The organism is Mycobacterium sp. NAZ190054 (genome assembly GCF_001545925.1).
Classification (GTDB): Bacteria; Actinomycetota; Actinomycetes; order Mycobacteriales; family Mycobacteriaceae; genus Mycobacterium.
On the sequence record NZ_LMVQ01000084.1, the window covers coordinates 1 to 12,824 of the forward strand.

The window sequence follows — 12,824 nt, forward strand, 5'->3', positions numbered from 1 at the left end:
CGAAACCTAGAGCACCCGACCGCGTGCGCGTCCCCCATTGCCCTGCGGACACACCGAGAACACTTGAGACTCAACCAAAAACACCGCTGACCAGCGAGAAGGCGCCCACTAAAACACTAGGAGCGCCACACATGTTCGATAAATTGCATGCGGGGTTGGATGAGCCGGCCCTGATCGCTGCGATCGAACAGGCTGCGCGCGAAGAAGCCCAGGCCGGCGCGCGCAAGTTGGCCGCGATCGCCGAATTGGTGGATCTGACGGTCGATGAGGATGACGAACGAGGCATCTGGGCTTTCGATCCCTGGAAGAACGCCGCGTGCCATGTCGGCGCCGCACTGTCGATCAGCCAGCAGCGCGCCTCTGCTCAGATGTGCATTGCCACGGCGTTGCGCTACCGATTGCCCAAGGTTGCGGCCCTGTACTCGCAGGGCCGATTGAGTGCCCGGTTGATCTCCGAGATCACGTGGCGCACCCGCCTGGTCACCGATGAAGTCATCGCCGGTGTCGACGCGGCGCTTGCCGGTAAGGCCGAGAAATGGGGGCCGCTGTCGGACGAGAAGCTGATCAAGGAGATCAACGCCGAGATCGAGCGCCACGACCCCGACGCGGTACGCAGCGCGAAGGAAGTTCTCAAGAAGCGCGACGTGCATATCGGGGCTCATGACGACCCCAACGAGGTCGTCTCGTTCTGGGGGCTGTTGTTGCCGCCGGATGCCGCGACGTACCAGGCCCGGATTGCCAAACTCCTCAAGGGTCTGTGTGACGCGGATCCGCGGTCGATAGGCGAGCGGCGATCGGATGCGATGGGCGCGATCGGCCGGGGTGAAGACCACCTGCCGTGCCGGTGCGGATCATCGGCATGCACCGCGAGCGGTCCGGCGAAATCCAACGTCGTTATCCACGTGATTGCCGACGAGGCTGCGGTCGGCGCCGCGGAGCGGTTGGTCGCGGCCGAACCCGACGCGAAGCCCGAGCCCGAGCCCGGGGTGGCGCTGCTTCCGGAGGCTCAGCTCCTGCCGATCGCGGCGTTGGCAGAAGCCATCCGCTCGGGAGCGTCGATCAAGCCGTTGTGGCTGCCCGGCCCCGATCCCGAACCGCACTACCAGCCCTCGGCAAAGCTGGCCGCATTCATTCGCTCTCGCGACCTGTTCTGCCGCTTCCCCGGATGCGATGTTCCCGCCGAGCGCTGCGACATCGACCACGTCGTGCCCTACCCGTACGGGCCTACTCACGCGTCGAACATGAACTGCAAGTGCCGAAGTCACCACTTGATGAAGACCTTCTGGGGCGGTCCCAACGGCTGGCGTGATGAACAACTACCTGATGGCACCGTCATCTGGACCACCCCGGCCGGGCAGACCTACACCACGACGCCGGGAAGTCGGCTGTTCTTCCCGGCGTGGAACACGACGACCGCGGAACTGCCGCCGATGACCCAGCCCCCGCCCGGGTCGGGCCGCGATGTCCAGATGCCCAGACGGCGACGAACCCGTGCCGCAGACCGGGCGGCCCGCATCAAAGCCGAGCGTGACGACAACGCCGCCCGACGAGCCTTCGAGCAACAACCCCACGAGCCGCAGCCGCCACCCGATTACGGCGACGACCCACCCCCGTTCTAAAACTCGCCGAGGTAGAACCGCGTGCCCTGGTCATCGGTGCACAGCGCGGACTTGCCGTATGACTGCTGCGATGGCTCCTCGATCACGGTCCCGCCGGCTTCCCGCACCCGCGACACGGCCCCGTCGATGTCGTCGACGGTCCACATCGGCACGGTGACCGCTGCAGCACTACCGCCCGCGGCCCCTGACATCGGATGGGCGCCTTCGATTCCCCAGCCGTCCTCGACCCGGCCGGGGGAGAAGGTCCAGAACATCACCCGGCTGTAGAACGCCTTGAACGCCGCCGAATCCGGGACCTGATACGTGATGTACGACAGCTCGCCGCGCCCCCCACCGTTCAACGGCGGCCTCGGCTCCGTCCGGACCGGTTCGTACACCCCGAACTCGACTCCCTGGGAATCGTTCGCGCGCAACACATCACCGAAGCCGTGGCGCTCCACATCGCCGACGGTCCCTCCGGCCGCCACGATGCTGTCGCGGGCGCCGTCGAGGTCGGTCACCGCATAGCAGCAGAACAGCGTCTGCCGCTCCGGCGCCGAGCTCAGCCCGATCCGCTGCCCGACGTTGGTCACCGTCTGCGTCACCGGGTCGACGGTCCAGCCCAGCACGTGACCGTAGAACGCCGTCGCGCGCTGCGCGTCCGGCGTCCACACCGAGACGTATCCGACGTCGCCGTGCTGAATCGGCACGGCAGCGCCGGTGACCGGCCCGGTCAACATCCAGCGGTGGCCGAACGGGTCGATGATCGTCGCGTTACGGGCACCGTAGTTCTCGTACGGTTCGCGCTGGACGTCCGCGCCGTTGACCCTGGCACGGTCCAGCGTCTCGTCGGTGTCTGTCACGGCGAGCATCATGCTCACCGAGACCGCATGCGGCGAAGGGGCTTTCAGGCCGATCTCGGGATACTCGTCGGCCAGGTACAGCACGCCGCCCGACAAGGCCAGCTCGGCGTGCCCGATCCTGCCGTCGTCCATCTGCACCGGATCACCGGCCGGTACGGCGCCGAACACCTCGGCATACCAGCGGATCGCGGCTCGGGCGTCTGCCACGGTGAGATAGGGGACTGCGGCTCCACGAGCGACGGGAGCCGGACGTGAAAGTTCTGCCAGGGCCGTGTCGGTACCGCTCATGATCACTCCTTTCGTTCGATCTGGTTGCTGTTCAAAAAGACTCACAGCCGATTCGAGTCGGGCCCGCAGCCGGCGCGCGAACTCCCGGTCCGGCTCCACGGGGAGGTCGCCGGTGCGCAGCACGTCGAGCGGGTCGTGTCCGTTCACGGCAGTCCTCCTTCCGGTTGCGGGTATCTGGCCCGGAATGCCCGTCGCGCCCGTACCAGCAGCGCCTCCGTCGCGTGCACGGTGCGTCCGATCAGCTCGGCGCACTCGGGCACCGAACAGTCGTCCATGTAGCGCAGCGCGAGCACGGTGCGGTGCTGTTCGGGCAATCGGGCCAGCACCTGCTCGGCGACGATGCGGTCCAGCTCCGCGTCCCAGGTGTCGTCGGGTTCGGCGGTTTCGGGCAGCTCGGCCACCGGCACCGAGAACCGGTCGTGCCGCCGCCGGTAGTGATCGGCCAGCTTGTGGCGCGCCACACCGATCAGCCAGGGCAGCGTCAGTTCCGGCGGTGACGGTTTCCGCGCGGCGTCCATCGCCGCCAGAAAGGTCTCCGACGTCAGGTCCTCGGCCGTCCCGCGGTCACCACAGCGCCTGACGAAGTACCCGTAGACCACGGGCAGGGCCTCGTCGTACAGCGCGAGCAGTGCCCGCGGAGCATGCTCGCCATCCGGTTCGGCGCTCACACCTCTATCGTCGCCGTCAGGCGCCGAACTCCGACACCCCGGATTCCAAACCGGACAATCCCGAGGCCAGCATGTCGAACGAGGCACCCAGCGAGGCGGCCAGTGACACCGACTCGTCGGCCAGCCAGTGCTCGTAGGCCGACAGGGACACCCCCAGCATCGTCCACGCCACCGTCTGCGGCATCAGTTCCGCCGGGTCGACGCCCAGTCGCCCGGCCACGAACGCCGCGACCACGGCCCGCCAACCGGCATACATCGTCATCGAATAAGCCTGCAGCGCTTCGGTTTCCAAGATCAACCGCATCCGTTGCCGGTGCCTGTCGGTGTCGTCGAAGTCGTTGAACGCCAACAGCGCGGTGCGCAGCGCGTCGCGGATCGGGACGCTCGGGTCGAGCTGGTCGAGCAGCTCCCGCATGTGCTCGAGGTGGGCGTCGAAATCGCCCCACGGCAGCGCACTCTTGGACGGGTAGTAGCGGAACAGGGTGCGGCGGGCGATCCCGGCGGCCGCGGCGACGTCGTCGACGCTGACCTCGTCGAATCCGCGGGCCATGAACAGGTCGATCGCGACGTCGCTGATGTGCTCGAAACTCGTGGACCGGCGGCGGCCCACGCGCGGCTTGGGGGCGGTCATCGCGATTTCCTCTTCCGTTTCGGCACTCGATGCCATATTGTGAGCGACCTACGTCACAAATGTCGAGACCCTACCCGGGTCCAGTCAGCAGGAAGGGAGATCCATGGATCAGAATCAGCAGGTCGAGACCGAAGAGCTGGTGACCGAGACCCTGGTCGAGGAAGTTTCCATCGACGGGATGTGCGGGGTCTACTGAGCATGACCGCGCCGATCACGTTCGACGCCGACCGGCACTGGCGGTTGCATCCGCAGGTGGCGGTGCGGCCCGAGCCGTTCGGCGCGCTGCTCTACCACTTCGGAACCCGCAAGCTGTCGTTTCTGAAGAACCGGACGATCGTCGAGGTGATCAACTCGCTGTCCGATCACCCCGACGCTCGCTCCGCTTGCCGCGCCGCCGGAATCGACGACGACGCCCAGGCGCCCTATCTCCATGCGCTGGGTGTGCTCGTCCAGGCGCAGATGCTCATCGCCGACCCAGGAGAGAACCCATGACAACCGCCGCACCCGTGCCCCGGCTGGTCGACCAGTTCGAGCGGGGCCTGGACGCGCCCATCTGCCTGACGTGGGAGCTCACCTACGCGTGCAACCTGTCCTGCGTGCACTGCCTGTCCTCGTCGGGCAAACGCGACCCCCGCGAGCTGTCCACACAGCAGTGCAAGGACATCATCGACGAGCTCGAGCGCATGCAGGTGTTCTATGTCAACATCGGTGGCGGCGAACCCACTGTGCGCAGCGACTTCTGGGAGCTCGTCGACTACGCGACCGAGCACCACGTCGGGGTGAAGTTCTCCACCAACGGCGTGCGGATCACCAAAGAGGTGGCCGCGAAGCTGGCCGCCAGCGACTACGTCGACGTGCAGATCTCGCTCGACGGCGCCACCGCGGAGGTCAACGACGCGGTGCGCGGCCCGGGCTCGTTCGCGATGGCCGTCCGCGCGCTGGAGAACCTCAAGGAGGCCGGCTTCAAAGACGCCAAGATCTCGGTGGTGGTGACCCGCCACAACATCGACCAGCTCGACGACTTCAAGGCGCTGGCCGACTCCTACGGCGCCACCCTGCGCATCACCAGGCTGCGCCCGTCGGGCCGCGGCGCCGACGTGTGGGACGAACTGCACCCCACCCCGGCCCAGCAGGTCCAGCTCTACGACTGGCTGGTCGCCCACGGTGAGCGGGTGCTCACCGGTGACTCGTTCTTCCACCTGTCCGGCCTCGGCGAGCCCGGCGCGCTGGCCGGCCTGAACCTGTGCGGCGCGGGCCGCGTGGTCTGTCTGATCGACCCCGTCGGGGACGTCTACGCCTGCCCGTTCGCCATCCACGACAAGTTCCTTGCCGGAAACATTTTGTCCGACAGTGGTTTCCAAAACGTGTGGCAGAACTCCGAACTGTTCCGGGAGCTGCGTGAACCGCAGTCGGCCGGTGCCTGCAGCGGGTGCGGGCACTACGACGCCTGCCGTGGTGGCTGCATGGCCGCGAAGTTCTTCACCGGGCTGCCGATGGACGGCCCGGACCCCGAGTGCGTGCAAGGCTACGGCGAGCCGGCGCTCGCGCTCGATCGTGACAAGCCCAAATCCACTGTCGACCACTCCCGCTCCGGCGGCCGCAAGCCGAAGGGTCCCATCCCGCTCACCCTGCTGAGCGCTCCCCCCAAGAAATTCTGCAACGAAAGTCCGGTATAGACCCCCATGGCACGTGACACCTGGTTCGAAACCGTCGCCATCGCCCAGCAGCGGGCGAAGAAGCGGCTACCGAAATCCGCCTATTCGTCGCTGATCTCGGCCAGCGAGAAGGGCGTGACGGTCACCGACAACGTCGAGTCCTTCGCCGAACTCGGCTTCGCCCCGCACGTCATCGGCGCCGTCGAGAAGCGCGAGATGTCGACAACCGTGATGGGGCAAGATGTTTCGCTGCCGGTCATCATCTCGCCGACCGGTGTGCAGGCCATCGACCCGGAGGGTGAAGTGGCGGTGGCGCGCGCAGCCGCGGCGCGGGGCACCGCGATGGGGCTGTCCTCATTCGCGAGCAAGCCGATCGAGGACGTCACCGCGGTCAACGACAAGATCTTCTTCCAGATCTACTGGCTGGGCAGCCGCGACGACATCCTCGCGCGGATGGAGCGGGCCAGGGCGGCCGGGGCCAAGGGGCTGATCCTGACCACCGACTGGAGCTTCTCGCACGGCCGGGACTGGGGCAGCCCGAAGATCCCCGAGAAGATGGATCTGAAGACCATGGTGCGGATGTCCCCCGAGGTCATCACCAAACCGCGCTGGTTCTTCAGCTACGCCAAGCACCTGCGCCCGCCGGACCTGCGGGTGCCCAACCAGGGCCGTCGCGGCGAGGCGGGGCCGACGTTCTTCGAGGCCTACGGGCAGTGGATGGGAACCCCGCCGCCGACCTGGGAGGACGTCGCCTGGCTGCGCGAGCAGTGGGGCGGGCCGTTCCTGCTCAAGGGCACGGTGCGCGTGGACGACGCGAAACGCGCTGTGGACGCCGGTGTTTCGGCGATCACGGTGTCCAACCACGGCGGCAACAACCTGGACGGCACGCCCGCCGCGATCCGCTGCCTGCCGGCCATCGCCGACGCCGTCGGCGATCAGGTCGAAGTTTTGCTGGACGGCGGGATCCGGCGCGGCAGTGACGTCGTCAAGGCGGTTGCTCTGGGGGCGCGCGCGGTGATGATCGGCCGCGCCTACCTCTGGGGTCTGGCGGCCAACGGGCAGGCCGGTGTCGAGAACGTGCTCGACATCCTGCGCGGCGGCATCGACTCGGCGCTGATGGGTCTGGGCAAGTCGTCGATCCACGAGCTGAACCGTGAGGACATCCTGGTTCCGGACGGATTCACCAGGACCCTCGGCGCCTGATACGGACGTGGCGCAGGGGGCTGGCGTGGCTGCCTGACCGGCCCCCGGCGCAGGTCGGGAAATAAGTTGCCTCGCATGCACCAACATTCGGTGCACGCCAGGTGAATTCGGCCTACCATCGTCGCGTGGTCTACCCCCGTGAGCTCGGGAACTCAACGTCGAGGCAACTGCACCACATTTCGACCGAGCAGATGCCCGCACTGGTTGTCCCGATCGGTTCTACCGAGCAGCACGGACCCCACTTGCCCCTTGACACCGACACCCGGATCGCGGCCGCGGTGGCTGACGCGCTCGTCAGCCGACTGCGGGCCGGGGCGGCGCCGCAGTGGTTGATCGCACCGGCCGTCGGCTACGGCGCCAGTGGCGAGCACGAGGGCTTCGCGGGCACCATTTCGATCGGCACCACGGTGCTGGCGGAACTGCTCACCGAGTTCGCCCGATCCGCCTGCCGGTGGGCGTCGCGGGTCGTGTTCGTCAACGGCCACGGCGGCAACGTCGAGGCGCTGCGGCGTGCGGCGACTTTGTTGCGCTATGAGGGACGCGACGTGGCGTGGTGCTCCTGCACGTCGAGAAACGCCGACGCGCACGCCGGTCACACCGAGACTTCCGTATTGCTACACATCGCACCGGGTATGGTCAGGCAGGATGAGCGGGTGCCGGGAAACCGGGCGCCGCTGTCGGAACTGATGCCGGAGATGCGCCGCGGGGGAGTGGCCGCCGTGAGTTCGCTGGGGATCCTGGGGGACCCCACCACAGCAACGGCGGCGGAGGGGAGCAGGATCTTTGCCGAAATGGTCGATGCATGTGAGGTGCGGGTCCGTCGCTGGGCGCCCGACCGCGAGGGGATGCTGACGTGACGGGGCCGCGGCTTCCGGACGGTTTCGCCGTCCAGGTGGACCGGCGGGTGCGTGTGCTCGGAGAGGGTGCCGCGCTGCTCGGTGGTTCGCCGACGCGACTGCTCCGGCTCGCTCCGGCCGCGCAGACCATGCTCAACGGCGGCAGGCTCGAGGTGCACGACGCGGTCAGCGCGCAGCTGGCGCGGACGCTGCTCGACGCCACCGTCGCCCACCCGCGGCCGCTCAGCGGACCGTCCCACCGCGACGTCACCGTCGTGATCCCGGTACGCGACAACGCTTCCGGGCTCGCCCGGCTGGTCGCGGCGCTCCGCGGGCTGCGCGTCGTGATCGTCGACGACGGTTCGGCCGTACCCGTCGCCGAATCGGACTTCGAGGGTATGTGCTGCGACGTCCGCGTGCTGCGACACGACCGGAGCAACGGGCCGTCCGCGGCCCGCAACGCCGGTCTGGCGGTCTGCACCACCGAGCTCGTCGCCTTCCTCGACTCGGATGTCGTGCCGCGCAAGGGCTGGCTCGAAGCGCTGCTCGGCCACTTCTGCGACCCCGCCGTGGCGCTCGTGGCGCCGCGGATCGTCGCGCTGAACCCGTCCGACAACGTGGTGGCCCGCTACGAGGCGGTGCGCTCCTCGCTCGACCTCGGCCTGCGCGAGGCGCCGGTCATCCCGTTCGGGACGGTCTCCTACGTGCCCAGCGCCGCGATCATCTGCAGGCGCAGCACGCTGCTCGAGGTGGGCGGGTTCGACGAGTCACTGGTCTCCGGGGAGGACGTCGACCTGTGCTGGCGGCTCAACGAGGCGGGCGCCCGCCTGCGCTACGAGCCGATCGCGATGGTGGCCCACGACCATCGCACCGAGCTGCGAAAGTGGTTGGCCCGCAAGTCTTTCTACGGTAGTTCGGCCGCACCGCTGACCATCCGGCATCCCGGCAAGACGGCACCCCTGGTGATCTCGGGGTGGACGTTGGTGGTCTGGATGTTGGTCGCGCTCGGTTCCGGGATCGGGTACCTGGCCTCGGTCACCGTCGCGGCGATCACCGGGCGCCGGATCGCGAAGTCGCTGGCGAGCGTGCAGACCGAGCCCATGGAGGTGGCGGTGGTTGCCGCGCAGGGGCTGGGGTCGGCGGCGCTGCAGCTGGCGTCGGCGATCTGCCGGCACTACTGGCCGATCGCACTGGTCGCCGCGGTGCTGTCGCGCCGCTGCCGCCGGGTCGTCGTGGTGGCCGCGGTGCTCGACGGCGTGTGCGACTGGGCCACCCGCCACGGCCACGCCGACGACGACACCAAACGGGTCGGGCCTCTCACCTACGTGCTGCTCAAGCGGCTCGACGACATCGCCTACGGCCTGGGCCTGTGGACCGGGGTGATCCGCGAGCGTCATGCCGGTGCCCTCAAACCGCAGATCCGGACCTAGGTGCGCTTCCTGATCGTCGGTGCCGGCAGCGCGGGATCGGTGCTCGCCGAACGGCTTTCCGCCGCCGACGGGTGCGAGGTCACGGTGGTCGAGGCAGGGCCAGGGCCGTTCGACCCACGGGTGGGCGCCCAGATCAGCGACGGGTTGCGGCTGCCGATCGGGGATGCAAGCTCGGTGATCCGGCGCTACCGCACCACGCTCACCGACGAACCCGAACGGCACGCGCAGATCATGCGCGGCGCCGTGGTCGGCGGATCGGGCGCGGTCAACGGCGGATACTTCTGCCGCGCGCTGCCTGCGGACGTCGCCGGGTGGGGCGTCGACGGCTGGGCGTGGGACGACGTGCTGCCGCATTTCGTCGCGATCGAGACCGACCTGGACTTCAGCGGTCCGCTGCACGGTTCGGCCGGCCCGATCACGGTGCGCCGGGTCGCCGAATTCGACGGCTGTACCGCGGCGTTCGTCGAAGCCTGCCGGGAGGCCGGTTTCGGGTGTATCGACGACCTGAACGGATCGACGCCCGACGCCACGCTGCCGCCGGGCGTGGGCGCCGTGCCGCTCAACATCGACGGCGGCACGAGGATCGGCCCCGGTGGGGCGTTCCTGCAGCCGGCGTTGCGGCGCGCCAACCTCACGCTGCTGACCGACACCCGGGCCAGGCGGCTGCGGTTCTCGGCGGGACGCGTGGTCGCCGTGGACTGCCTCGGTCCCGACGGTGCGGTCACCCTGACCGCGGACCGCATCGTGCTCTGTGCCGGGGCCGTCGCGTCGGCCCAGCTGCTGATGGTGTCCGGTGTCGGGCCGCAACGGGTGCTGTCGGCGGCGGGTGTGGACGTCGAGATCGACCTGCCGGTGGGCGTGGACACCATCGACCATCCGGAGTGGGTGCTGCCGGTGACCTGGACCCCGACGCACGGGGTTCCGCCGCTGGAGGCGGTGCTGACGACCGCGGACGGGCTGGAGATCCGGCCGTACACAGCGGGATTCGGGACCATGACGACCGGGCACCGGGACGACCCGACGGATCACCCGCACCTCGGCGTCACGCTGATGCGGCCCCGGTCCCGGGGTCGCATCACGATCACGTCGCCCGATCCCGACGCCGCCCCGGTGATCGAGCACCGCTACGACAGCGAGCCCGCCGATGTCGAGCTGCTCCGTACGGGTGCTCGACTGGCGCACGAGATCGCCGGCGCCACAGCGCCATCCGAGGCGCTGTGGGGGACGTCGCAGCACCTGTGCGGCACCGCGAAGATGGGGGCCGTGGTCGACGGCCGGTGCCGGGTGTACGGCGCGCAGAACCTGTGGGTGGTCGACGGCTCGATACTGCCGGGCATCCCAAGTCGGGGCCCGCACGCGACGATCGTGATGGCCGGCCACCGCGCCGCCGAGTTCGTCAGCGCAGGGCCGTGAGAGCCTCGGCCAGCACCGTCGCGGCCACCACGCCGTCGACCACCGGCACTCCGAGTCGTTCGGTCAGTGCCGGCGCGAAGGGTGCCATCGCCGCACACCCCAGCACGATCGCCCGGCTGCCGTCCTGCGCGAGGGCCCGCGCGCAGAGTTCGCCGATCGGGCCGATGCTCGCCGGGTCCGACGCGATCTGCAGCACCGGGATGTCGCAGGCGTAGACCCCGAGGCACTGGTTCGGTGTGTAGGCCTTGGCCAGTTGCCAGGCCCGCTCGACGGTCGCCGACATGGACGTGACGACGGAGAAGGTGCCCGCGGCCAGCGCCGCGGCGTGCATCGCCGCCTGCGCGATGCCCAGGACCGGGACATCGAGCATCGCGCGTGCCTGCTCCAGCCCCGGGTCGCCGAAGCATGCGATCACACAGGCGTCGGGACGCAGTCCGGCCGGTCGCGTGTGCGCGCGCGACAGAACGTTGAGAAGACCTGGCACGCAACGGCGTTCGTCGTCATCGTTCTCGATGCTGGCCGGCCCGTCGTCGGGGTTGAGTGCTTCGATCACGGTACCGGGCCGCGCCACCGAGGCGGCGTTGGCCGCGATGGCGGAGGTCATGGCCGCGGTGGTGTTCGGATTGACGAGCAGAAGCCGCACGCCTGCAGAGCCTACGGCGCAACCACCGCGCGCTCAGCGCAACGAGTAGCGCACAGGCAGGTGCTTGAGTCCGCCGACGAACGTCGTCGCCGACAGCTGCGGCTCACCCGCGAGCTCGATCGACTCCAGCCGGGGCAGCAGTTCGGTGAACAGGCTGTTCATCTCCATCCGGGCCAGCGCCGCGCCCAGGCAGAAGTGCACCCCGTAACCGAAGGCCAGGTGCTTGTTGGGATCCCGGCCGACGTCGAAACGGAACGGGTCGGCGAAGACCTCCTCGTCCCGGTTGGCCGAGACGTACGCGAGGTACACCGACTCGCCCTTGGCGATCGGAACACCCCGCACCGAGGTGTCCTCGGCCGCGGTGCGCATGAACTCCTTGACCGGCGTGGACCAGCGGATCATCTCCTCGACCGCGGTGGGCATCAGGCTGAGGTCGGCCTGCAGCCGGGCCAGCTCGCCGGGGTTGTCGATCAGCGCGTGCAGGCCACCGGAGATCGCGTCCTTGGTGGTGTCGTGCCCGGCGCTGGCGACGATGACGTAGTAGGACAACGTGTCCACGTCCGACATCAGCTCACCGTCGACGAGTCCGTTGGCGATCGCCGACGCCAGATCCTCGGTCGGGTTCGCGCGCCGTGACGCCGTCAGCGCCCCGAAGTAGTTGAAGAAGTCGACGAGCACGGCCATCTGCTCCTCGGGGGTGGTGCCCCGCTTGTACTCGTCGTCGTCGCCGCCGAACATCTCCTGGGTCAGCATGTGCATCCGGCCGAAGTCCTCCTCCGGCAGGCCGAGCAGCGACAAGATCACATACAGCGGGAAGTTCACCGCGATGTCGGTGACGAAGTCACATTCCGGGCCGATGTCACGCATCTTGTCGACGTAGCGCTTGGCCAGTTCGTCGACGCGGACCTTCAGGTCGCGCATGGCTTTCGGGCGGAACCAGTCGGCGCCGATCGCACGCACCTTGCGGTGGTGCGGGTCGTCCATGTGGATCAGCGTGCGCAGTCCCGTCCCCGCTTCGAGTTGCGCCTTGGCCAGGTCGTCGGCCTGCGCGGTGGCCAGCAGCGGACGCGGCTCGGACAGGAACAGGTCGTTGGCCCGTTCGATCGCCATGATGTCGGCGTGCTTAGTGATCGCCCAGAACGGCCGGTACGGGCCGTGGTCGACCCACGCGACGGGGTTGTGGGCCCGCAGATGGGCGAGTGCGGTGTGCAACCGCGCGTCGTCGGCGTAGGCCTTCGGGTCGGCCAGCACCTTCGCCGCTCCGTCTGTCTCCAGGTCCATTGCCGACGTGCTCATGGGGCTCCTCACACAAAGCGGTGCTTGACGGGTGTCAAACGCAGTCTATGTGATCGGCGCCACTAGTCTCGGTAATCGTGCCGATTCGACGGTTCGCCGTGCTGGGTGTGCTGATGCTGCTGGTCGCGTGCGGCCGAGGGGACGCGGGTGGTCCCGACCCGGCGGCGCCGTCGTCCGACACCCAGCCGGGAAGCGCTGCGCCGTCGAGGCTTTCGTGCCACCAGTGGCCGTCGCGGTCACACCTGAGCACCGAGTCCGACCATCCGCCGGCGGCCTCCGGGATGCGCGGACCCAGCCCGT

14 protein-coding genes are annotated in these 12,824 nt (G+C 68.8%); 9 read left to right on the top strand and 5 right to left on the bottom strand.

Annotated elements, in window-relative coordinates:
• The first annotated feature begins 131 nt into the window (after nt 1-131).
• Nucleotides 132-1,619 carry an HNH endonuclease signature motif containing protein gene (locus ASJ79_RS07775; RefSeq protein ID WP_067954146.1) on the top strand — a complete coding sequence of 496 codons (1,488 nt, stop codon included), beginning with the start codon at nt 132-134 and terminating at the stop codon, nt 1,617-1,619.
• Here the strand turns inward: ASJ79_RS07775 and ASJ79_RS07780 are convergent.
• The 3 genes from ASJ79_RS07780 to mftR form a co-directional block, all read right to left on the bottom strand.
• Complete coding sequence (locus ASJ79_RS07780) at nt 1,616-2,668, bottom strand: VOC family protein (RefSeq protein ID WP_231750773.1); 1,053 nt, start codon at nt 2,666-2,668, stop codon at nt 1,616-1,618. The genes ASJ79_RS07775 and ASJ79_RS07780 overlap by 4 nt on opposite strands.
• Before the next feature lie 224 nt (nt 2,669-2,892).
• Nucleotides 2,893-3,417 carry an RNA polymerase sigma factor gene (locus tag ASJ79_RS07785; protein WP_067954148.1) on the bottom strand — a complete coding sequence of 175 codons (525 nt, stop codon included), beginning with the start codon at nt 3,415-3,417 and terminating at the stop codon, nt 2,893-2,895.
• 16 nt (nt 3,418-3,433) lie between these two features.
• Nucleotides 3,434-4,048, bottom strand: a complete 615-nt coding sequence (gene mftR / locus ASJ79_RS07790) for a mycofactocin system transcriptional regulator (protein ID WP_067954157.1) — start codon at nt 4,046-4,048, stop codon at nt 3,434-3,436.
• Between the two features lie 103 nt (nt 4,049-4,151).
• Here mftR and mftA point away from each other — a divergent pair, with 103 nt between their 5' ends.
• The 7 genes from mftA (at nt 4,152) to mftG (ending at nt 10,585) form a co-directional block, all read left to right on the top strand.
• Nucleotides 4,152-4,244, top strand: a complete 93-nt coding sequence (gene mftA, locus ASJ79_RS30790) for a mycofactocin precursor MftA (RefSeq protein WP_082753713.1) — start codon at nt 4,152-4,154, stop codon at nt 4,242-4,244.
• A gap of 2 nt (nt 4,245-4,246) precedes the next feature.
• Entirely contained in the window at nt 4,247-4,540 is a 294-nt protein-coding gene (gene mftB / locus ASJ79_RS07795) for a mycofactocin biosynthesis chaperone MftB (protein WP_067954149.1), read from the top strand.
• Nucleotides 4,537-5,724: a mycofactocin radical SAM maturase gene (gene mftC, locus ASJ79_RS07800; protein WP_067954150.1), complete on the top strand. Its 1,188-nt coding sequence runs from the start codon at nt 4,537-4,539 to the stop codon at nt 5,722-5,724. The genes mftB and mftC overlap by 4 nt, the downstream gene beginning before the upstream one ends.
• A gap of 6 nt (nt 5,725-5,730) precedes the next feature.
• Entirely contained in the window at nt 5,731-6,906 is a 1,176-nt protein-coding gene (gene mftD / locus ASJ79_RS07805; protein ID WP_067954151.1) for a pre-mycofactocin synthase MftD, read from the top strand.
• A gap of 101 nt (nt 6,907-7,007) precedes the next feature.
• Nucleotides 7,008-7,763 carry a mycofactocin biosynthesis peptidyl-dipeptidase MftE gene (mftE, locus tag ASJ79_RS07810; protein ID WP_067954152.1) on the top strand — a complete coding sequence of 252 codons (756 nt, stop codon included), beginning with the start codon at nt 7,008-7,010 and terminating at the stop codon, nt 7,761-7,763.
• Nucleotides 7,760-9,172, top strand: a complete 1,413-nt coding sequence (mftF, locus tag ASJ79_RS07815; protein WP_067954153.1) for a mycofactocin biosynthesis glycosyltransferase MftF — start codon at nt 7,760-7,762, stop codon at nt 9,170-9,172. The genes mftE and mftF overlap by 4 nt, the downstream gene beginning before the upstream one ends.
• Entirely contained in the window at nt 9,173-10,585 is a 1,413-nt protein-coding gene (mftG, locus tag ASJ79_RS07820) for a mycofactocin system GMC family oxidoreductase MftG (RefSeq protein WP_067954154.1), read from the top strand.
• On the opposite strand, the gene ASJ79_RS07825 is transcribed toward mftG, so the two are convergent.
• Together ASJ79_RS07825 and ASJ79_RS07830 are read right to left on the bottom strand one after the other, a co-directional pair.
• A complete protein-coding gene (locus ASJ79_RS07825; protein ID WP_067954155.1) occupies nt 10,569-11,228 on the bottom strand; it encodes an aspartate/glutamate racemase family protein in 660 nt (219 codons plus the stop codon). The genes mftG and ASJ79_RS07825 overlap by 17 nt on opposite strands.
• 33 nt (nt 11,229-11,261) lie before the next feature.
• A complete protein-coding gene (locus ASJ79_RS07830) occupies nt 11,262-12,524 on the bottom strand; it encodes a cytochrome P450 (protein ID WP_067954156.1) in 1,263 nt (420 codons plus the stop codon).
• Between the two features lie 77 nt (nt 12,525-12,601).
• Here ASJ79_RS07830 and ASJ79_RS33085 point away from each other — a divergent pair.
• A partial coding sequence (locus tag ASJ79_RS33085) for a hypothetical protein (protein ID WP_197420123.1) occupies nt 12,602-12,824 on the top strand: 223 nt, incomplete at its 3' end.

Bases quoted from the DNA above. Each gene is read 5' to 3' on its own strand.
- ASJ79_RS07775 (WP_067954146.1), top strand. From the start codon at position 132: ATGTTCGATAAATTGCATGCGGGGTTGGATGAGCCGGCCCTGATCGCT.
- mftR (WP_067954157.1), bottom strand. From the start codon at position 4,048: ATGACCGCCCCCAAGCCGCGCGTGGGCCGCCGCCGGTCCACGAGTTTC.
- mftA (WP_082753713.1), top strand. From the start codon at position 4,152: ATGGATCAGAATCAGCAGGTCGAGACCGAAGAGCTGGTGACCGAGACC.
- mftB (WP_067954149.1), top strand. From the start codon at position 4,247: ATGACCGCGCCGATCACGTTCGACGCCGACCGGCACTGGCGGTTGCAT.
- mftC (WP_067954150.1), top strand. From the start codon at position 4,537: ATGACAACCGCCGCACCCGTGCCCCGGCTGGTCGACCAGTTCGAGCGG.
- mftD (WP_067954151.1), top strand. From the start codon at position 5,731: ATGGCACGTGACACCTGGTTCGAAACCGTCGCCATCGCCCAGCAGCGG.
- ASJ79_RS07830 (WP_067954156.1), bottom strand. From the start codon at position 12,524: ATGAGCACGTCGGCAATGGACCTGGAGACAGACGGAGCGGCGAAGGTG.